The organism is Streptomyces sp. NPDC051217, from assembly GCF_044455465.1.
Taxonomy (GTDB): Bacteria; Actinomycetota; Actinomycetes; order Streptomycetales; family Streptomycetaceae; genus Streptomyces.
In genome coordinates, this window is the sequence record NZ_JBITEV010000014.1 from 19,337 (window position 1) to 38,150 (window position 18,814).

Below are 18,814 nucleotides of genomic sequence, written 5' to 3' on the forward strand. Positions count from 1 at the left end.
GGCAGGCGGCGGCTCAGGCTCGCAGGCGTAGCCCCCTCGGGGTGGCGTGGAAGCCCGCCGACTCAAGGACGCGGCCCACGGGTGAGGTCAGCGCCTGCTCCCCGTTGGCCCGCTCCACGGTCACTGTGCCGAGCGCGCCCGCGCGGGCGGCGGCCGCAAGGGCCTCGGCCGCCGCCCGCAGCTGAATGTCGTCGGCGGTGTCCGGATGCGCCGGGTCGGACTGGGCGGCCGGGTCGCCGGGCCAGGCGAGGAGGGTCTTGCCACCGCGTTCCATGTAGAGCGTCAGCGCGCCGTCGACCAGGACGACCAGGGAGCCCGCCTTGCGGCCCGGCTTGTGGCCGGCGCCGGTCGGCGGGTCCGGCCAGGGGAGGGCCGCCCCATAGGCGTTGGCGGGGTCGGCGGCGGCCAGGACCACGGCGCGGGGCGAGGGGTCGGACGCGGCGCGGTCGCGGGCTGTGGAGGCCGCGCGGAGGCGGTCCACCGCCCCGTCCATGGCGAACTGGGCCGCGCCGAGGCCCTCGACGACATAGCCGCGGCGTGCCTGCCCGCTGTCCTCGAAGGCCGACAGCACCCGGTAGACGGCCGAGAAGCCGCCCTCGATGCCTTCGGACGCGACGGCGCCGCGGGTCACCACTCCGTGCCGGTCGAGGAGGGTGCGGGCCAGGGCGTGGGCGCGGCGCGTGGTGTCCGGGTCTGGGGCCGGGAGCAGGGACCAGCGTCCGCTCACGGTCGGCGGCCCCGTACGGGAGGTGGGCCGGGCGGCGGCGGTCAGGGTGCCGTAACGCCCGCGTGGCACGGCCCGTTTGGCGCGGTGGGCCGTCGAGCCCGCCGTGCGCCCGGAGCCGAGGAGGGAGCGCAGCGGTGCCAGGGTGTCGTTGGTCAGCCGCCCCGACCAGGCCAGATCCCAGACGGCGTCGGCCAGTTGGGGATCGGTGACGTCGGGGTGGGTAGTGGCCCGTACCTGGTCGGCGATCTGACGGAAGAACAGGCCGTACCCGCCCGAGAGGGTGGTGAGCACCGATTCGTGCAGCGCCGTCAGCTCCAGGGGATGCGGCGGCGGGAGCAACAGCGGTGCGGAGTCGGCGGGATAGAGCGAGATCCAGCCGTCCTTGCCGGGGAGGGCGCCCGCGCCGGCCCAGAGGACCTCGCCGGTGGTGGTCAGTTCGTCCAGGAGCGTCGGGGCGTACCCGGTGACCCGGGAGGGGAGTGCCAGCTTCTCCAAGGCGGAGGCGGGGATGGGCGCGCCCTGCAACTGCTCGATCGCGCGGGCCAGTCCGTCGATGCCGCGCAGGCTGTGGTTGCCCAGATGCTGCCACTGGGGCAGGAACGTGGCGAGCGCGGCGGGCGGTACGGGCTCCAGCTCGTGGCGCAGCGCGGCGAGCGACCTGCGGCGCAGTCGGCGAAGGACCGTGGCGTCGCACCACTCCTGGCCGATCCCGGACGGATGGAACTCGCCCTGGACGACGCGGCCGCTCGCGGCGAGGCGTTGCAGCGCGCCGTCGGTGACGGCGGGGCCGAGACCGAATCGCTCGGCCGCCGCGGAGGAGGTGAACGGGCCGTGCGTGCGCGCGTAACGCGCCAGGAGATCCCCGAGGGGGTCCTTGACGGGCTCGGTGAACGCCTCGGGGACACCGACGGGCAGGGCTGTGCCGAGCGCGTCACGCAACCGCCCCGCGTCCTCGATCGCGGCCCAGTACTCCGCGCCGCCGATCCGTACCTGGATGGCGCGGCGGGACGCGGCGAGGTCGGCCGGCCACCGCGGCTCGGACCCACGCTCCGCCAACTCGGTGCCGGTGAGCGGTCCGAGGACCCGCAGCAGGTCGGCGACGCCCTCCACGTCCTTGATGCGGCGGTCGTCGGTGAGCCACTGGAGCTCGCGCTCCAGCTCCTCAAGGACGTCGGCGTCCAGCAGCTCGCGCAGCTCCGCCTGGCCGAGCAGCTCGGCCAGCAGCCGGGAGTCGAGGGAGAGGGCGGCGGCGCGCCGCTCGGCGAGCGGGGAGTCGCCCTCGTACAGAAATTGCGCGACATACCCGAAGAGGAGCGAGCGGGCGAACGGGGACGGCTCGGTGGTCGTGACCTCGACCAGCCGGACCCGGCGGGATTCGATGTCGCCCATCAGCTCGGTGAGACCGGGCACGTCGAAGACGTCCTGAAGGCACTCCCTCACGGCCTCCAGGACGATGGGGAAGGAGCCGAACTCGCTGGCCACCTGGAGCAGTTGGGAGGCCCGCTGGCGCTGCTGCCAGAGCGGTGTGCGCTTGCCCGGACTGCGCCGGGGCAGCAGCAGGGCGCGCGCCGCGCACTCGCGGAAACGGGCGGCGAACAGCGCGGAGCCGCCCACCTGGTCGGTGACGATCTGTCCGATCTCGCCCCGGTCGAAGGCGACATCAGCGGCGCCGACCGGTGCCTGCTCGCTGTCGTAGGTCGTGTCGAGTGACATCGGGTCCTGGTCGAGGAGGTCCAGGCTCATCAGATCGGCGTCGGGCAGCCGGAGGACTATGCCGTCGTCGGCGTGCATGACCTGGGCGTCCATGCCGTACCGCTCGGAGAGCCGGGCGCCGAGGGCCAGCGCCCACGGTGCGTGCACCTGGGCGCCGAACGGGGAGTGGATGACGACCCGCCAGTCGCCCAGCTCGTCCCGGAACCTCTCCACGAGGATCGTCCGGTCGTCGGGGACATGACCGCACGCGCGGCGCTGCTCGTCCAGATACGCCAGGACGTTGTTCGCCGCCCAGGCGTCGAGCCCCGCTGCCACCAGCCGCAGCCGGCCGTCCTCCGGGGACAGGGCGCCCACCTCGCGCAGGAACGCCCCCACAGCGCGGCCCAGTTCGAGCGGACGGCCCAGTTGGTCGCCTTTCCAGAAGGGGAGCCGGCCGGGCACTCCGGGGGCGGGGGAGACGAGGACCTGGTCGCGGGTGATGTCCTCGATACGCCACGAGGTCGTGCCGAGCGTGAAGACGTCGCCGACCCGCGACTCGTACACCATCTCCTCGTCCAGCTCGCCCACCCGGCCGCCGCCTCTGCGGCCCTTGCCCTCGTCGGAGCCCGCACCGGAGGACCCGGCGAGGAACACACCGAAGAGGCCGCGGTCGGGGATCGTGCCGCCCGAGGTGACAGCGAGACGCTGCGCGCCGGGGCGGCCCGTGACCGTACCCGTCACGCGGTCCCACACCACCCGGGGGCGCAGCTCGGCGAACGCGTCGGACGGATAGCGGCCCGCGAGCATGTCGAGGACGGCGGTGAAGGCGGACTCGGGGAGCGAGGCGAACGGCGCCGCGCGGCGGGCCAGGGCGAGCAGGTCGTCCGCCTGCCAGGTGTCGAGCGCGACCGTCGCGACAAGTTGCTGGGCGAGGACGTCCAAGGGATTGGCGGGGATCCGCAGGGCCTCGATGGAGCCGGAGCGCATCCGCTCCGTGACGACGGCGGCCTGCACCAGATCGCCCCGGTACTTGGGGAACACGACGCCTGTGGAGACCGCGCCCACCTGGTGGCCGGCCCGGCCCACGCGCTGGAGGCCGGAGGCCACCGACGGGGGTGACTCGACCTGGATGACGAGATCCACCGCGCCCATGTCGATGCCCAGCTCCAGGCTGGAGGTGGCCACGACGGCAGGCAGGCGGCCCGCCTTGAGGTCCTCCTCGACCCGGGCGCGCTGCTCCTTGGAGACCGAACCGTGGTGGGCACGGGCAAGCAGGGGCGGGGCGCCCTTGGCGGCGCCCGACTCGGCCATGATCTCGGCCGGGGAGTGGGCGTCGGGCATGGCCTCGCCCGTGGCCCGCTCGTACGCGATCTCGTTCAGCCTGTTGCACAGGCGCTCGGCGAGGCGGCGGGAGTTGGCGAAGACGATCGTCGAACGGTGCGCCTGGACGAGATCGGCGATCCGCTCCTCGACGTGCGGCCAGATGGACGGCCTGTCCCCGTCGCCGGCGTCGCTCCCGGTGCCGGCCGCCGGGGAGCCTCCCAGCTCGCCCAGATCCTCGACGGGGACGACGACGGAGAGATCGAACTCCTTCCCGGAGGGAGGCTGCACGATCTCGACCCTGCGCTGGGGGGAGAGATAGCGGGCGACCTCGTCCACCGGACGCACCGTCGCCGACAGGCCGATACGGCGGGCCGGACGCGGCAGCAGCTCGTCGAGCCGTTCCAGGGAGACCGCGAGGTGGGCACCGCGCTTTGTCCCAGCGACGGCGTGCACCTCGTCCAGGATCACCGTCTCGACCCCGGCCAGCGCGTCGCGCGCCGAAGACGTGAGCATCAGGAAGAGGGACTCGGGGGTGGTGATCAGGATGTCCGGCGGTTTGGTCGACATCGAGCGGCGCTCGGCGGCCGGGGTGTCGCCGGAACGGATGCCGACCCGGATCTCCGGCTCGGGCTGTCCGAGGCGTACGGACTCCTGCCGGATGCCCGTGAGCGGGCTGCGCAGATTGCGCTCCACGTCCACCGCCAGGGCCTTGAGCGGGGACACGTACAGCACCCGGCAGCGCTTCCTCGCCTCGGCCGGCGGGGGCACGGAGGCCAGCCGGTCGAGGGCGGCGAGAAAGGCGGCCAGGGTCTTGCCGGAGCCGGTCGGGGCCACGACCAGCACGTCCGAGCCCTTGGCGATGGCGCCCCAGGCTCCCTCCTGCGCGGCGGTGGGCGCGGAGAAGGCCCCGGAGAACCAGCTGCGGGTCGCGGGGGAGAACGAGTCGAGTGCACTGCCGGACATCTCCCCATCGTGCACCCCGCCACTGACAATCGCCCGGACCTGCGGAAACGGGTGAGCCGAAGTGGCGGGGAAGCAGCTGGTGGGCCGGGGTGCCGGGCGGTGCCCGGGGAGGAAATGGGAGGTGGGGCGCTGCGCGGGCGGTGCAGACTGAAGGCATGGCGGCTCGGGAGCAGGCACGGCACTGGCGCTACGCGGAGCTGCCCGGCGTCGATCTCCTGCGGGCCCGGTACATCAGCAAGACGTTCATCAGGCACACCCACGAGACGTTCGTCATCGCCGCGATCACCCACGGTGTGGAGGTTTTCCACCACGGCGGCAGTGACCAGTACGCGGGCCCCGGCTCCCTCGCACTGGTCAACCCCGACACCCCGCACACCGGCCACGCGCAGGGCCCCGAGGGCTGGCGGTACGGGGCCGTCTATCCGTCGCCCGGCCTCGTCGCGGAGATCGCGGCCGAGACGACGCGGATCAGCGGTACGCCGGGCTTCGTCGCGCCCGTCGTCGACGACCCGTACGCGGTCCGCCTCGTCCACCAGGTCCTGCGCGCCGCCGACGAGGGGAACGCCCTCGCCGCGGACACGCTGCTGCGGGTCGCCATCACCCGCCTCCTGCGGCTGAACGGGGGCGCCCTGCCGCGACGTACGGCGCGGGGCGCAGGGGCCAGGACGGCGGCACGCGCGCGTGCCGTGCTGGAGCGACGACTGGCCGACCCACCGTCGCTGGAGCGGCTCGCGGCCGAACTGGGCACCAGCCCCTTCGCTCTGCTGCGGGCTTTCAAGGACGCGTATGGCATGCCCCCGCACACCTGGCTCACCGACGCGCGCGTGCGCAGGGCCCGCCATCTGCTGGACGCCGGGACGGCCCCCGCCGAGGTGGCCGGCCTCGTCGGTTTCACCGACCAGCCGCACCTGAACCGGCATTTCACCCGGATCGTGGGGGTGCCGCCCGGCGCGTACCGCAAGGAGCGGGCGCCGGGCGGCAGCTGAGTGCGAGGGAGAGGCGCGGGGACGTTACGAGGGCCACCACGGGCTGCGCCTGCGCAGTTTCTCCTGGGCCGTGCTGATGACGCCCGGGTAGTTCTTGCCGGGGTACCACGGCACCGTGGCGATCCGCCCGAAGGCGGGGATCGTCTCCATGTGGCGCACCATCCGCTCACGGGTGTCCGGGTCGGGCAGCGGTCCGCGCATGGCCGCGTGGTTCTCCAGGACATGCTGACGGTTGGACGTCGCGGGGAGCGCGACGGTGACGGCGGGGTGCGAGATGACCCACTTCAGGAAGAAGGCCGACCAGGTCTCGATCCCGAATTCCGCGGCGAACGCGGGCAGTCGGTGCCCCTCCACCGCATGGTGCAGCCGGGCCTTCTCAAGAGGCATGTTCACCAGGACCGCCACGCCGCGTTCGGCGGCGGCCCTCAGGACGGTGTTCTCGGCAGCCCTGGTGTGGATCGAGTAGTGCACCTGGACGAAGTCCAGTTCGCCGCGCTCCACCCAGCTCGTCATGAGGTCGTAGTAGCCGGGGTCGTGGTGCGAGATCCCGAGATGGCGGATCTTGCCCTCCTTCTTCAGGGCGTGCAGGAGGGGCAGCGCGACATCGATGTTGACCAGGCTGTGACACTGGACGACGTCGATCGGCCGGTCGCGGCGCAGGCGCCGCTGGGATCGCTTGAGGATGTCCTCGGCCTGTTGGGTCTCCCACAGGTACTCGCCCGTCGTCCAGATCTTGTCCGTGATGAACATCCGCTCGCCGATACCGAGCGCCTCCGTGGCGCCGCCGAGGGTCGACTCGGCCATGCCGTACAGCGGTGAGCAGTCGAAGACCCGGCCGCCGCCCTCCCAGTGCGTACGGACGACGTCGCGCACCGCGCGGGGCGTGTGCGGCGTATGGGAGTCGAACGTCAGGAAGGAGCCCAGCCCGATCGCCGGCAGCCGCTCACCCGTGCGGGGCACCGTCTTGAGAATGAGGTCGCTGGGGGACGCACCGGGCGCCGTACCGGCGGCTGTGCCCGGCGACGTACCGGCGCCCTCGCCGCGTCCGTGCGCGGCGGCGGTGGCCGACAGTCCGGTCGCCGACAGGAGGCCGGCCGCGCCGACCACGGCCCCCGCGGCGCCCGCGACGACGGTGCGGCGGCTCGGTGCCGGTGGTGAGCCCTGCGAGTGCTGATGGTCCATGGAGAACTCCGTCCTGCTCGGCGCGTGCCTCTTCGGCCGCGCTTCTTTACGGATGCGGTCTTTCCGGTTCATTTCGGGCGGGTCGATGAGTCGTCGGCAGGCGCGGCGGCGCGCGTTGCGCCGACGCGTACGTCTGTCCATGGGGGTGTGGGGGCGAGTGAGCCGTAGCTGGTGCGAGACCGGCCCGGGGCCCTTGATCACAGCCTGACAGCCGGGCCTCGGGGATGTCGACGGACTGCGCTGACCCGTTGGGAATGCTCGGATACTCTCCGGGTATGTCCGTCGACCTGCGGCTCATGCGGTACGTGATCGCGATCGCCGACGCGGGGGGTTTCGAGGGCGCGGCCGAGGTGCTCCATATGACGCAGCCGCCGTTGAGCCGTCAGATCGGCTCCCTCGAAAGGGAGTTGGGGGTTCAGCTGTTCCACCGGCGGCCCACCAGGCCGACCGAGGCGGGCCTGGTGTTCGTCGAGTCGTGCCGCCGAATCCTGCGGGAGACGGAGCAGGCCGTCGAGCGGGTACGGCTCATCGGTGGCGTCGGCAAGGGCACCGTAAGGATCGGCTACACGGTCACGACGGCGTTCGACGAGATGCCCAAGCTCTTCGCCGCGATGCGCGAGCACCATCCCGGGATCAACGTCGAGGCCAGAGAAGCCTGGGACACCGAGCTCACCGCCGCCCTGCGCGACCGCGAGATCGATGTGCTCCTCGGCCGACTGGTGCAGATACCGTCCGGTCACCGCACTGCCACGATCCGGCGCGATCCGCTGACCGCCGTGCTCGACGTCGGACATCCGCTCGCGGGGCGACCCGCGGTGGCCCTCCGGGAGCTACGGGGCGAGACGCTCCGGTTCTTCCCACGCGCCGTCGCGCCGCGCTACTACGACGGGGTCCTGGCCGCCCTGGGCGCGTCGGGGGAGACCTTCGACGTCTGGGAGAACCGGCTGCCGGGGCTGCGCAATCTGGGGTCGGCGCTCAGCGGACGGGACTTCATGATCCTTCCGAGCCCGCTACGTGAGCATCTGCCCGCGAGCATGGTCGCCGTTCCGCTGCTCGACGAGCTGCCGGCCGTCGAACTCCAACTGGCCTGGCCGCGCGACGCCCCGGAGGCGGTGGCCGCGCTCGTACACACGGCGCGTCGGCTCGCCCGTGAGGAAGGCTGGCTGCCGGCGCGTGGAACGGGGCGCGCAAGAACGTACAAGACGGGGCCCGCGCCCGCCCCGTAGCGTCCCTGACGTGGCAGAAGACGTGGCAGAACAGACAGCATCGGCGGTGGGGCCGGAACCGGCGGGGATATCCGCCGGGTCGGGCGCGGGGGCGAGTGGGGGAGCCGGGAACGACGGCGGGAGCGGTACGGGCGTGGGTGTCGCCGGCGCTGTGGTCGGCGCGGCTGCCCCTACCGGGTCGGGAGCCGGGCTCCGCGGTGAGCCGAAAACGGATTCGGCCGTCGTCCGCGACGCGCTCGGCGTCGGCATCGCCGTCGGCCTCTCCGGCTTCGCCTTCGGCGTGACCTCCGCCGGGGCGGGCCTCACCCTCCTACAGAGCTGCGCGCTCAGCCTGCTGGTGTTCACCGGCGCCTCGCAGTTCGCGCTCGTCGGCGCGCTGGCGGCGGGCGGCAACCCCCTGACCGCCGCTGCCGGTGCCTTCTTCCTCGGCGTACGTAACACCTTCTACGGACTGCGCCTGTCCCAACTGCTGGCGCTGCCACGCTTCGTACGCCCCTTCGCAGCCCAGTGGGTCATCGACGAGACGACGGCCGTCGCGCTCGCGCAGCCCACGCGGCGCGGCGCGCGCCTCGGCTTCACCGTCACCGGACTCACCCTGTATGTGCTGTGGAACCTCACCACGCTGCTCGGGGCGCTCGGCGCCGAGGCCATCGGCGACACCGACGCGTGGGGGCTCGACGCGGCCGGGCCCGCCGTCTTCCTTGCCCTGCTCGCCCCCATGCTGCGGACGACGCCGGAGCGCGCCGTCGCGGCCATTGCCGTCGTCCTCGGGCTCGGCTTCCTGCCGCTGCTCCCCGCCGGCGTGCCGGTGCTCGTCGCCGCGCTCGCCGCCCCCGCCGTGCTCTGGTTCGAGGGCCACAGGGCCACCGACCGGAAGGGGACGGACCGTTGAGTATCTGGATCGCCATCGGACTGACCGCGGTCGGCTGCTACCTCGTCAAGCTGCTCGGGCTGCTCGTACCGGCGGGCGTCCTGGAACGCCCTCTCGTCCAGCGGCTGTCCGCACTGCTGCCTGTGGCGCTTCTGGCTGCTCTCACGGCGCAGCAGGCTTTCGGCGGCACCGACGGCGCGCTGATCGTGGACGCACGGGTGGCCGGGCTCGCGGCGGCGGGGCTCGCGCTGGTGCTGCGCGCCCCGTTCCTGGTCGTCATCGCGGCGGCAGTCGCGGTGACGGCCGGAGTACGCGCTCTCGGCGGCTGACAGGGTGCGCGCGGCCACCGTGCGCGCGGTTCGGCCGACGGTTCGCCCGTGCATGCGCAGCGTCGGCGAACCGCCACCGTCCGAGAGCCCGCGCCGTCAGCCGTAGGAAGCGCCCCGGGCGGGGCGCACCGCCCCGAGCCGCACTCTCAGGAGCTGGATACTGGAGTCATGCGGTTGACGATTTTCTGGGAACGGATGGCGGACCACTTCGGCCCCGCGTACGCGGACTCCTTCGCCCGCGACCATGTGATGGCGGAGCTGGGCGGCCGTACGGTGCACGAGGCCCTCGACGCGGGCTGGGAGGCCAAGGACGTCTGGAGGGCGGTCTGCACCGCCATGGGAGTGCCCGCCGACAAACGGTGAGGTACGCGTACGCGACACTGGCCCTGTGCCGCTGACCGACGAAACAGCCCAGGACCCCCAGCCGTCATCTCCCCCGCCGCCCCCTCCCGCGGCGGGGGGCGGGGACGGGGCGGCCCGCATGCCCCGCTGGCTGCCTCGTGCCATGGTGCTCGCGCTGACACTGGTCGCCTGCTTCCAGCTCGGCAGTTGGGCCTTCCACCAGCTCCTCTCGCTGCTGATCAACATCCTGATCGCCTTCTTCCTGGCCCTGGCGGTCGAGCCGGCCGTCAGCCGGATGGCGTCGCACGGCGTACGGCGCGGACTCGCCACCTTCCTGGTCTTCTTCGCCGTACTGATCGCGAGCGTCGGTTTCGTCGTCCTGCTCGGCTCGATGCTCGCGGGGCAGATCATCGAGATCGTCGAGGACTTCCCCAAATACCTCGACTCCCTCATCAACTGGACCAACCAGAACTTCCGCACCGAGCTGTCGCGCGTGGCCGTCCAGGACAGCCTGCTCCACTCCGACTGGCTCCAGAGATACGTCCAGAACAGCGCGAGCGGCGTGCTCGACATCTCGACCACCGTGCTCGGCGGCCTCTTCCGGCTCCTGACGATCTTCCTGTTCTCGTTCTACTTCGCCGCCGACGGGCCGCGGCTGCGCCGCACCGTGTGCTCCGTCCTGCCGCCGGCCAAGCAGGCCGAGGTGCTGCGCGCCTGGGAGATCGCGGTCGACAAGACCGGCGGCTACATCTACTCGCGCGGGCTGATGGCCCTCATCTCCGGCGTCGCGCACTACATCCTCCTGGAGATCCTCGGGATCCCCTACGCGCCGGTGCTCGCGGTCTGGGTGGGTCTCGTCTCGCAGTTCCTGCCGACCATCGGCACCTATCTGGCCGGCGCCCTTCCGTTCCTGATCGCCTTCACGGTGGCCCCGTGGTACGCGCTGTGGGTGCTCGGATTCGTCGTGATCTACCAGCAGTTCGAGAACTACGTCCTCCAGCCCAAACTCACCGCCAGGACGGTCGACATCCACCCCGCCGTGGCCTTCGGCTCGGTCGTCGCCGGTACGGCGCTGCTCGGCGCCGTCGGCGCGCTGATCGCCATCCCCGCGGTGGCGACGCTCCAGGCCTTCCTCGGGGCGTACGTGAAGCGTTACGACGTGACGGACGACCCGCGCGTGCACGGGCACCGGCGCCGTGGCAGCGGGCGCACGCTGGCGCGGATGCGGCGGGCACTGCGTCGCAGCCCGCTGCGACGCGTCAGCCCGCGCGTGCCGCCGCCCCGCGCGGACGGCGGCGCCCGACGTCCCTGAAGGGCCTTTCCGGCGGGACTCAGCCGCGCAGGTAGGCGAGCACGGCCAGGACGCGGCGGTTCGTCGCGTCCGTCAGTGAGAGGTCGAGTTTGGTGAGGATGCTGCCGAAGTGCTTGCTCACCGTCCCTTCGCTGACGTGCAGCGCCGCGCCGACGGCCGCGTTGGACCTGCCCTCCGCCATCAGCGCCAGTACTTCCTGTTCGCGCGGCGTCAGCCTCGACAGAGGATCCCGCCGGTGCCTGAGCAGCTGCCGTACGACCTCGGGGTCCACCACCGTGGCTCCCTCGGCGACGCGGCGGACGGCGTCGACGAACTCCTCGACGTGCCCGATCCGTTCCTTGAGCAGATAGCCGACACTGGTGCCGTCCGAGGAGTCGAGCAGTTCCTCGGCGTACGCGCGCTGCACGTACTGGCTCAGTACGAGGATGGGCAGCTCCGGCTGCCGCTCACGCAACTCCAGCGCGGCGCGCAGCCCTTCGTCGGAGAACCCCGGCGGCATGCGTACGTCCGTCACCACGATGTCGGGCCGGTGCTCCGCCACCGCGGCGGTCAGTTCGTCGGCGGTCCCGGCCTCGGCGACGACCTGGTGCCCGAAGCGTTCGAGGAGGCCCCGGAGGCCGTCCCGCAGGAGCACGCTGTCCTCGGCCAGCACGATGCGCGACATCAGGTCCTCGTCCGGGTGGGAGTGGCGGCGGGGGTGGGTGGTTCGGCGGTCGCGGCGGTGCCGGCGAGCGGGCCACCGGGCGGGCAGGGGATCCGTACACGGAACACGGTGGGCCCGCCGGCGGGGCTGGAGACCCGCAGGTGGCCGTCGAGCACCGAGATTCGGTCCGCGACCCCCTGGAGGCCGCTGCCACCTGAGAAGTCCGCACCGCCCGCCCCGTCGTCCCTGACCTCCACGACCAGCTCGCCGCCGGCGATTTCACCACGTACCTCCGCGCGGTCGGCCCCGCTGTGCTTCGCGACGTTCGCGAGCGCCTCGGAGACCGCGAAGTACGCCGCCGTCTCGACCGGTTCGGGCAGCCGCCCCGACAGCTCGAACCGTACGTCGACCGGCACCGTCGACCGGTCGGCGACGTCCTCCACGGCGTCCTTCAGCCCCCGGTCGGTGAGCACCTGCGGGTGGATGCCCCGGATCAGCTCCCTGATCTCCACCAGCGCGGTGCCCGCCTCGTCGTGTGCTTTGGCCAGGAGGCCGCCCAGAGGCTCACCGGGGTTCTCCAGCCTCGCCAGGCCGAGCGTCATCGACAGGGCCACCAGGCGCTGCTGCGCACCGTCGTGGAGATCGCGCTCGATCCGGCGGCGTTCCGCCTCGAAGGCATCCACCAGCCGCATCCGGGAACGGCCCAGCTCCTGGATCCGGGAATCGACGGCGGCCTCACGGGACAACAGCAGCTGTCTGGTCAGCGCCGCACGCCCGGCGGCCACCACCCCCAGCGGATAGGCGAGCACGGGCAGCAGGAGCGCACCGGCAAGCGCCGCCGCGAAAGCCTGCGGATACGAGTGGGCCAGCCAGATCTTCAGTACGCGGACTTCCTCGCCCCCGCCGACCGTGGCCAGGACGACGGGCGTGGCCAGCAGGCCGCCGCAGACGACCAGCACCGTCCCGACGACCAGCGCCTCCAGCGGCCACAGCACGAACGCGAACAGCAGCGCGTAGCCCAACTCCCGCCACGTGGCGGGCTCCTTGAGACGGACCCGTACCCACGCGGCGAGGCCGGTACCGTCCGGCTCGCGGTGCGGATCGGACAGTACGGCGGGACCGATCAGCCGCAGCCGGCGACGCTCCAGCGCGGCCAGCGGGATACCCGCGAGGACGAACATCAACAGCAGCGGAAGTCCGATGAGGACCACCGCCAGCGCGCCGCCCGCGACCGCCAGCAGGAGCAGCGAGACCAGGGTCGCGGCGCCGACGAGCACGCCGCTCAACAGGTACGCCGCGGAGCGCCACGGCCATCTGCCGAGGAGGTAACGGGGCGCCCGGAGCGCCTGCCAGAGGCTGGGGGAGTGCATGGACGCACGGTAGGCGGGCGCCGTACGGGGCGACCACCCAGCTGGCTCCACCTTTCGCCCCGTACGTAGCCCCCACCTGCCCCGTGGCACCTCGCGGGGGTGTCCTGAGGGGTGGAGACAGCTCCACCACGGGCATGGCGTCCTGCTGTGATGTGCGCGGCGTCCGGCGGGGCTTGAGTGATCGTCATGAAGGACATGACCAATATCGCCGCCCACGACAACGCCCGGGACGGCATCCTTACGAAGGATGTCGCGGTCCGGCTCACTTCGGTCACCCGGTCCTACGGGAAGGGCGCGGCGGCGGTGACCGCACTCGACCGGGTCACCCTCGACATACCCAAGGGCACTTTCACCGCCGTCATGGGGCCCTCCGGCTCCGGCAAGTCCACCCTGCTCCAGTGCGCGGCCGGACTGGACCGGCCCACCAGCGGGACCGTGATGCTCGGGGACCGCGACCTGACCTCGCTCAGCGAGAAGAGACTGACCCTGCTGCGGCGCGAACGCATCGGCTTCGTCTTCCAGGCGTTCAACCTGCTCCCCTCGCTCAGCGCCGAACAGAATGTGGCGCTCCCGCTGCGCCTGGCCGGCCGGCGACCGAGACGGGGCGCCGTTCTCGACGTGCTGGAGCGGGTGGGGCTGCGCGACCGCGCGGGGCACCGGCCGAGCGAGCTCTCCGGCGGCCAGCAGCAGCGTGTGGCGCTCGCCAGGGCGCTCGTCACCCGCCCCGACGTGCTCTTCGGCGACGAACCGACGGGGGCGCTGGACTCCCGGACGGGCCAGGAGGTCCTGACCCTGCTGCGCGGCATGGTCGACGGGGGCCAGACAGTGATCATGGTGACGCACGACCCGATGGCGGCGTCGTACGCGGACCGGGTGCTCTTCCTGGCGGACGGCAGCGTACGGGGCGCTCTCGACTCCCCGACCGCGGAGCGGGTCGCCGAGCGGATGACCGCCCTGGCGGTGGCCCCGTGCTGAGGCTGACGCTCCAGGGCATGCGGGCCCGCTGGATCACCTTCACCGGGTCGTTCGTCGCACTCGCCCTGGGCGTGGGACTCATCGCCGCCACCGGGCTCGCGCTGGCGGCCACGTTCCACGCCCCGCACCGGGGACCGGAGCGCTTCGCCGCGGCCCCGGTGGTGGTCAGGGCATCCGACACCCTGCGGGTCTCCACGCCGATCGGCGAGCGTACGCAGCGGCTCGCCGATCCGCGGGCGGTGCCGGACGGCCTGGCCGCCGAACTCGCACGGCTCGGCCGTACGGTCGAGGACCGGACGTTCCCGGTGTCGTTCGCCGACGCCTCCTTGGGAGGTGGCGGTGGTGGGGACGGGGCGGGCGCGGTCGGGCATCCGTGGTCGGTCGCGGCGGCCACGCCGTACCGGCTCACGGACGGTCGCGCGCCCGCGACGTCCGAGGAGGTCGTCGTCGCCGCTGAGCCCGGCACGCAGGTCCGGTCCGGCGGTGGCGTGGAGGTCGGCGACCGGGTGGAGGTCGTGACCTCGCCCGGGGCCGGCAGCCGCACCGTGGTCGGCACCGTCGGCGCGACGGACTTCGAGAACCCCGTGTTCTTCACCGACGCCGAAGCCGCCCAACTCTCGCCCCGTATCGACGCGTTGGTGGTGCACGCGGACGCGGCGGCCGTACGGAAGGCCGTACGGGCGAACGCCGCCCAGGCCACCGACGCCAAGGCAGGCAGCGGGTCCGAGTTCGATGTCCTGACCGGTGACGAACGGCGCAAGGCCGATCCCGACCCGGACCGCGACCGCGAGGCACTGGTCGCGGTCAACGCGCTGCTGGGCACGGCGGCGGGCATCACCTGCTTCGTCTCCGTCTTCGTGGTGGCGTCGACTTTCGCCTTCGCCGTGGCCCAGCGCAGACGCGAGTTCGGTCTGCTCCGTACGGCGGGCGCCACTCCCCGACAGATACGGCGGACGGTGTTCGCCGAGGCGGTCATCGTCGCCGTACCGGCCGCGGCCGCGGGCTGCCTGCTCGGCGACGTGGGCGCGCCGCCGCTCGCCGCGTGGCTGGTCGACAACGGCATCGCACCGGCCTGGTTCGCGATCGGCGACCAGACCTGGCCGCTGCACGCCGCCTTCTGGACGGGCTTGTGCGTGGCGATGGCCGGCGTGCTGACGTCCTCCTGGCGGGCGGGACGGATCAAGCCCACCGAGGCGCTCCGTGAGGCCGCGGTCGACAGCGGAGCGATGCCCCCGAGCCGCCGGCTGCTCGGAGCCCTCGTCCTGCTGGCGGGCCTGGGACTGCTCGTATGGTCGCTGGCCACCGATCCCGGCGAAGCCCTCAAGAGGAAGACCTACATCACCCGGCCGATGCTGCTGATCGTCGGCTTCGCCCTGTACGCGCCCGTGCTCGTGCCGCCGCTGGTCAGGCTCGTCACGTGGCTCCCGGCCCGGCTGCCGGGCGCCACCGGTCTGCTGGCGCGGGAGAACGCGGCCTCCGGGGTGCGCCGTACGGCGGCCGTCGCCGCTCCCGTACTGATCACTGTCGCGCTCGCCGCCTCACTCCTGGGTACGACGGCGACGATCAGCGAGGCCAAGTCCAGCGAGGCCGCGGCGCAGACGAGCGCCGACTACGTGGCGGCGCCGCCGGGCGAGGAGGGCGCGCTGCCCGACGCGTTCGTGACGCGGGCGCGGAGCATCCCCGGCACGGCCGTGAGTGCCTCCCGCTCCACCGCCGTCACCGTCCTCGAAGAGGACGTGGCCCTCGTGACGTCCGAGGCCAGAGCCGTGGACCGGGCCGGTCTCGCGGCGGTGTCCCGGCTCCCCGTGGCATCCGGCCGGGTGGCCGATCTCGACGACGGCGGCATCGTCGTCAACGAGGAGTGGCGGGAACGGACGGTCGGGCAGCGGGTGAAGGTCTGGCTGGGCGACGGCCGGGAGGTGACTCTGCGGGTCGTGGCGGTGCTCCGGACCGGCACCGGCGACAACGGTGTGTACGTGACCCCGCGCAACGCCCCGGGCGCCACAGTCGACCGCGTCGACATCAAGCTCCGGGACGGCGCGGACGCCGCCGCGGTCGACGCCGCACTGCGCGAGGCGGGCCGGGCGACGGGAACGGCTGTCCTCACGAAGGACGCGTGGCTGGAGCGGAGCCACCCCCGCTCCAGCGAGAGCACCCGTCTGGGAATGCTGCTGATTCTGGGGATCGCCCTGCTCTACACCGGGATCGCGCTGGTGAACACCCTGGTCATGGCGGCCTCCGACCGGGTGGGAGACCTCGCGGTGCTCCGGCTGACCGGCGCGACCAAGCCCCAGGTGCTCCGCCTCGTCGCAGCCGAGGCCCTGGTGGTCGTGGCCGTGGGCTCTCTCCTCGGCGCCGCCGTGGCCGGCCTGAATCTCCTCGGTCTGCGAGGCGCCCTCGCGCTGCTCTCCGTCCGGTCGCCCCTGGTCGTGCCCTGGGGGAATCTGGGAGCGATGGTGGCGGCGAGCGCCGTACTGGCGGTGGTGGCCGCCGTCCTACCGGCACTGGCGGCGCTGCGCACAAGGCCGGTCGAGGTCGCGGGGACGCGCGAGTAACCGCGCCGCCGCGATGAGTTCGGCCGGGCGCGGGGGTCGTCAGTGACGGACGACGACAACCGACCGGGCAGAGCCATCGTGACCACGGGGAGTGTGACGCCGGCCCGGGAACTCGTCGCGGCCGGACTGGTCGACGAGCACCGGCTGTTCGTGTATCCGGTGGTCCTCGGGCACGGCCGGCGGCTGTTCGCCGACGCCGCCGACGTGCCGAGGCTGCGGCTGGTCCAGAGCCTGCCGTTCACCTCGGGTGTCGTGCTGCTGCGCTACCGGACGGCGTAGCCCCGCGGGCCGCTCGGCGACACGCCCGCGAGAGGTGCTTGACACCAAAATCGAACAGGCGTTCTTATGGGGTGCGGCCGGTTGGTCGGGGTTCCGGGAGCCGGGAGTTATCCACAGGCCGGGAGGACGTCGAGGCCCATTGTCAGTGGCAGGGGATAGCGTCTTCGATGTGAAGCGATCGACACAAGCAAATCGGGTGGAACCCATGGCAGGATCCGACCGCGAGAAGGCGCTGGACGCCGCTCTCGCCCAAATTGAACGGCAATTCGGCAAGGGCGCGGTGATGCGCCTCGGCGAGCGGCCGAACGAGCCCATCGAGGTCATCCCCACCGGATCGACCGCACTCGACGTCGCGCTCGGAGTCGGCGGCATCCCGCGTGGCCGCGTGGTGGAGGTGTACGGGCCGGAGTCCTCCGGCAAGACGACGCTGACGCTGCACGCGGTGGCGAACGCCCAGCGGGCGGGCGGCACGGTTGCCTTCGTGGACGCCGAGCACGCCCTCGACCCGGAGTACGCGAAGAAGCTCGGCGTCGACATCGACAACCTGCTGCTGTCCCAGCCGGACAACGGCGAGCAGGCCCTGGAGATCGTGGACATGCTGGTCCGCTCCGGGGCGCTCGATCTCATCGTCATCGACTCCGTCGCGGCCCTGGTGCCGCGCGCGGAGATCGAGGGCGAGATGGGCGACTCGCACGTGGGTCTTCAGGCGCGGCTGATGAGCCAGGCGCTCCGGAAGATCACCAGTGCGCTCAACCAGTCCAAGACCACGGCCATCTTCATCAACCAGCTCCGCGAGAAGATCGGCGTGATGTTCGGCTCGCCGGAGACCACGACCGGTGGCCGGGCGCTCAAGTTCTACGCCTCGGTGCGGCTCGACATCCGTCGTATCGAGACGCTGAAGGACGGCACCGACGCAGTCGGCAACCGCACCCGCGTCAAGGTCGTCAAGAACAAGGTCGCTCCGCCCTTCAAACAGGCCGAGTTCGACATCCTCTACGGCCATGGGATCAGCCGCGAGGGCGGTCTGATCGACATGGGCGTGGATGAGGGCTTCGTCCGCAAGGCCGGTGCCTGGTACACGTACGAGGGCGACCAGCTCGGCCAGGGCAAGGAGAACGCCCGCAACTTCCTCAAGGACAACCCCGATCTCGCCGACGAGATCGAGAAGAAGATCCTGGAGAAGCTGGGTGTCGGCGTCAAGCCGGAGGTGCCTGCGGCCGAGCCCGGAGCGGCTGCGGCCGGTGGCCCTGCCGCCGCCGGCGCCCCGGCCGGTGACACGGCCAAGACGGTGCCCGCTCCCGCCACCAAGGCCAAGTCGGCCAAGGCGGCGGCGGTAAAGAGCTAGTTCGGCGCCGTGCCTTATGCGAAGAGGCGGCGAACTGAACAGCCGGGCGGCAGCCCCGACTCGTCGAGGGCCGAGAAGGAGCTGCCGCCCCAGGATCCGGCGGAGCGGGCGCGGGGGATCTGTCTGCGCCTGCTCACCGGGACCCCTCGCACCCGGAAACAGCTGGCGGACGTGTTGGAGAAGCGCGAGATCCCCGCAGATGTCGCGGCGGAAGTCCTCTCCCGCTTCGAAGACGTGGGACTGATCAACGACGCGGCGTTCGCCGACGCGTGGGTGGAGTCCCGGCACCACGGCCGGGGCCTGGCCCGGCGTGCCCTGGCGCGTGAACTGCGCACCAAGGGGGTGGACTCCGACCTGATCGACGAGGCGGTGGGGCAGCTCGACTCCGATCAGGAGGAGGCGACCGCACGGGAGTTGGTCGCCCGCAGACTCCGCTCCACCCGCGGCATGGAGCGGGACAGGAGGGTGCGCAGACTCGCGGGCATGCTGGCCCGCAAGGGATACCCGCAGGGCCTGGCCATGCGGGTGGTCAAACAGGCGCTGGAGGCGGAGGGCGAGGACACGGAGGGACTGGACGAAGAGGGCATCTACTGAGGTCCGGGGAGCCGCCCGGCCCGCGCGGGGGCGGCCGGGCTCGGGGCTCGGGGGCGGCCTGACAGACCGGCTCTGGCAGACCGGCAGCGGGTGCCACGGG

The 18,814-nt window shown here is 72.5% G+C and carries 15 protein-coding genes; 11 read left to right on the forward strand and 4 right to left on the reverse strand.

The window, feature by feature from the left end:
* Positions 1 to 13: 13 nt before the first annotated feature.
* Positions 14 to 4,705 carry an ATP-dependent helicase gene (locus ACIBBB_RS27385; RefSeq protein ID WP_398986491.1) on the reverse strand — a complete coding sequence of 1,564 codons (4,692 nt, stop codon included), beginning with the start codon at positions 4,703 to 4,705 and terminating at the stop codon, positions 14 to 16.
* A gap of 155 nt (positions 4,706 to 4,860) precedes the next feature.
* On the opposite strand from ACIBBB_RS27385, the gene ACIBBB_RS27390 reads away from it, so the two are divergent.
* Positions 4,861 to 5,691, forward strand: a complete 831-nt coding sequence (locus ACIBBB_RS27390) for an AraC family transcriptional regulator (protein ID WP_398986493.1) — start codon at positions 4,861 to 4,863, stop codon at positions 5,689 to 5,691.
* A gap of 24 nt (positions 5,692 to 5,715) precedes the next feature.
* Here ACIBBB_RS27390 and ACIBBB_RS27395 read toward each other — a convergent pair whose 3' ends face one another.
* Positions 5,716 to 6,873 (reverse strand): aldo/keto reductase, encoded by a 1,158-nt coding sequence (locus tag ACIBBB_RS27395; protein WP_398986495.1) that lies wholly within the window; start codon positions 6,871 to 6,873, stop codon positions 5,716 to 5,718.
* Between the two features lie 275 nt (positions 6,874 to 7,148).
* Between ACIBBB_RS27395 and ACIBBB_RS27400 the strand changes: the two genes are divergently transcribed.
* From ACIBBB_RS27400 to ACIBBB_RS27420, 5 genes are all read left to right on the forward strand, one after another.
* Positions 7,149 to 8,099: a LysR family transcriptional regulator gene (locus tag ACIBBB_RS27400; RefSeq protein WP_398986497.1), complete on the forward strand. Its 951-nt coding sequence runs from the start codon at positions 7,149 to 7,151 to the stop codon at positions 8,097 to 8,099.
* Between the two features lie 151 nt (positions 8,100 to 8,250).
* Positions 8,251 to 8,991: an AzlC family ABC transporter permease gene (locus ACIBBB_RS27405; protein WP_398986869.1), complete on the forward strand. Its 741-nt coding sequence runs from the start codon at positions 8,251 to 8,253 to the stop codon at positions 8,989 to 8,991.
* Positions 8,988 to 9,299, forward strand: a complete 312-nt coding sequence (locus tag ACIBBB_RS27410) for an AzlD domain-containing protein (protein ID WP_398986499.1) — start codon at positions 8,988 to 8,990, stop codon at positions 9,297 to 9,299. Before ACIBBB_RS27405 ends, ACIBBB_RS27410 begins: the two co-directional genes overlap by 4 nt.
* 168 nt (positions 9,300 to 9,467) lie before the next feature.
* Complete coding sequence (locus tag ACIBBB_RS27415) at positions 9,468 to 9,662, forward strand: DUF3046 domain-containing protein (RefSeq protein ID WP_329380739.1); 195 nt, start codon at positions 9,468 to 9,470, stop codon at positions 9,660 to 9,662.
* 118 nt (positions 9,663 to 9,780) lie between these two features.
* Complete coding sequence (locus ACIBBB_RS27420) at positions 9,781 to 10,953, forward strand: AI-2E family transporter (RefSeq protein ID WP_398986501.1); 1,173 nt, start codon at positions 9,781 to 9,783, stop codon at positions 10,951 to 10,953.
* 19 nt (positions 10,954 to 10,972) lie between these two features.
* Here ACIBBB_RS27420 and ACIBBB_RS27425 read toward each other — a convergent pair whose 3' ends face one another.
* Positions 10,973 to 11,617, reverse strand: coding sequence for a response regulator (locus tag ACIBBB_RS27425; RefSeq protein WP_398986503.1), 645 nt, complete (start codon positions 11,615 to 11,617; stop codon positions 10,973 to 10,975).
* A complete protein-coding gene (locus tag ACIBBB_RS27430; protein WP_398986506.1) occupies positions 11,617 to 12,966 on the reverse strand; it encodes a sensor histidine kinase in 1,350 nt (449 codons plus the stop codon). The genes ACIBBB_RS27425 and ACIBBB_RS27430 overlap by 1 nt, the downstream gene beginning before the upstream one ends.
* Positions 12,967 to 13,161: 195 nt before the next feature.
* Here ACIBBB_RS27430 and ACIBBB_RS27435 point away from each other — a divergent pair, with 195 nt between their 5' ends.
* The 5 genes from ACIBBB_RS27435 to recX all read left to right on the forward strand — a co-directional run bounded on the left by ACIBBB_RS27435 (position 13,162) and on the right by recX (position 18,714).
* Complete coding sequence (locus tag ACIBBB_RS27435) at positions 13,162 to 13,941, forward strand: ABC transporter ATP-binding protein (RefSeq protein ID WP_398986871.1); 780 nt, start codon at positions 13,162 to 13,164, stop codon at positions 13,939 to 13,941.
* The gene (locus ACIBBB_RS27440) at positions 13,935 to 16,496 is read left to right on the forward strand and encodes an FtsX-like permease family protein (protein WP_398986508.1); all 2,562 of its coding nucleotides are present in this window, start codon (positions 13,935 to 13,937) and stop codon (positions 16,494 to 16,496) included. Before ACIBBB_RS27435 ends, ACIBBB_RS27440 begins: the two co-directional genes overlap by 7 nt.
* A gap of 42 nt (positions 16,497 to 16,538) precedes the next feature.
* Positions 16,539 to 16,775 carry a dihydrofolate reductase family protein gene (locus ACIBBB_RS27445; protein WP_398986509.1) on the forward strand — a complete coding sequence of 79 codons (237 nt, stop codon included), beginning with the start codon at positions 16,539 to 16,541 and terminating at the stop codon, positions 16,773 to 16,775.
* A gap of 205 nt (positions 16,776 to 16,980) precedes the next feature.
* A complete protein-coding gene (gene recA / locus ACIBBB_RS27450) occupies positions 16,981 to 18,120 on the forward strand; it encodes a recombinase RecA (protein ID WP_398986511.1) in 1,140 nt (379 codons plus the stop codon).
* A gap of 9 nt (positions 18,121 to 18,129) precedes the next feature.
* Positions 18,130 to 18,714, forward strand: a complete 585-nt coding sequence (gene recX / locus ACIBBB_RS27455) for a recombination regulator RecX (RefSeq protein ID WP_398986513.1) — start codon at positions 18,130 to 18,132, stop codon at positions 18,712 to 18,714.
* The last annotated feature ends 100 nt before the right edge of the window (positions 18,715 to 18,814 follow it).

What these genes read in the sequence shown, in the direction of transcription:
- ACIBBB_RS27385 (WP_398986491.1), bottom strand. Translation starts at nt 4,705, where the DNA reads ATGTCCGGCAGTGCACTCGACTCGTTCTCCCCCGCGACCCGCAGCTGG.
- ACIBBB_RS27390 (WP_398986493.1), top strand. Translation starts at nt 4,861, where the DNA reads ATGGCGGCTCGGGAGCAGGCACGGCACTGGCGCTACGCGGAGCTGCCC.
- ACIBBB_RS27395 (WP_398986495.1), bottom strand. Translation starts at nt 6,873, where the DNA reads ATGGACCATCAGCACTCGCAGGGCTCACCACCGGCACCGAGCCGCCGC.
- ACIBBB_RS27400 (WP_398986497.1), top strand. Translation starts at nt 7,149, where the DNA reads ATGTCCGTCGACCTGCGGCTCATGCGGTACGTGATCGCGATCGCCGAC.
- ACIBBB_RS27415 (WP_329380739.1), top strand. Translation starts at nt 9,468, where the DNA reads ATGCGGTTGACGATTTTCTGGGAACGGATGGCGGACCACTTCGGCCCC.
- ACIBBB_RS27420 (WP_398986501.1), top strand. Translation starts at nt 9,781, where the DNA reads ATGCCCCGCTGGCTGCCTCGTGCCATGGTGCTCGCGCTGACACTGGTC.
- ACIBBB_RS27425 (WP_398986503.1), bottom strand. Translation starts at nt 11,617, where the DNA reads ATGTCGCGCATCGTGCTGGCCGAGGACAGCGTGCTCCTGCGGGACGGC.
- ACIBBB_RS27430 (WP_398986506.1), bottom strand. Translation starts at nt 12,966, where the DNA reads ATGCACTCCCCCAGCCTCTGGCAGGCGCTCCGGGCGCCCCGTTACCTC.
- ACIBBB_RS27435 (WP_398986871.1), top strand. Translation starts at nt 13,162, where the DNA reads ATGACCAATATCGCCGCCCACGACAACGCCCGGGACGGCATCCTTACG.
- recA (WP_398986511.1), top strand. Translation starts at nt 16,981, where the DNA reads ATGGCAGGATCCGACCGCGAGAAGGCGCTGGACGCCGCTCTCGCCCAA.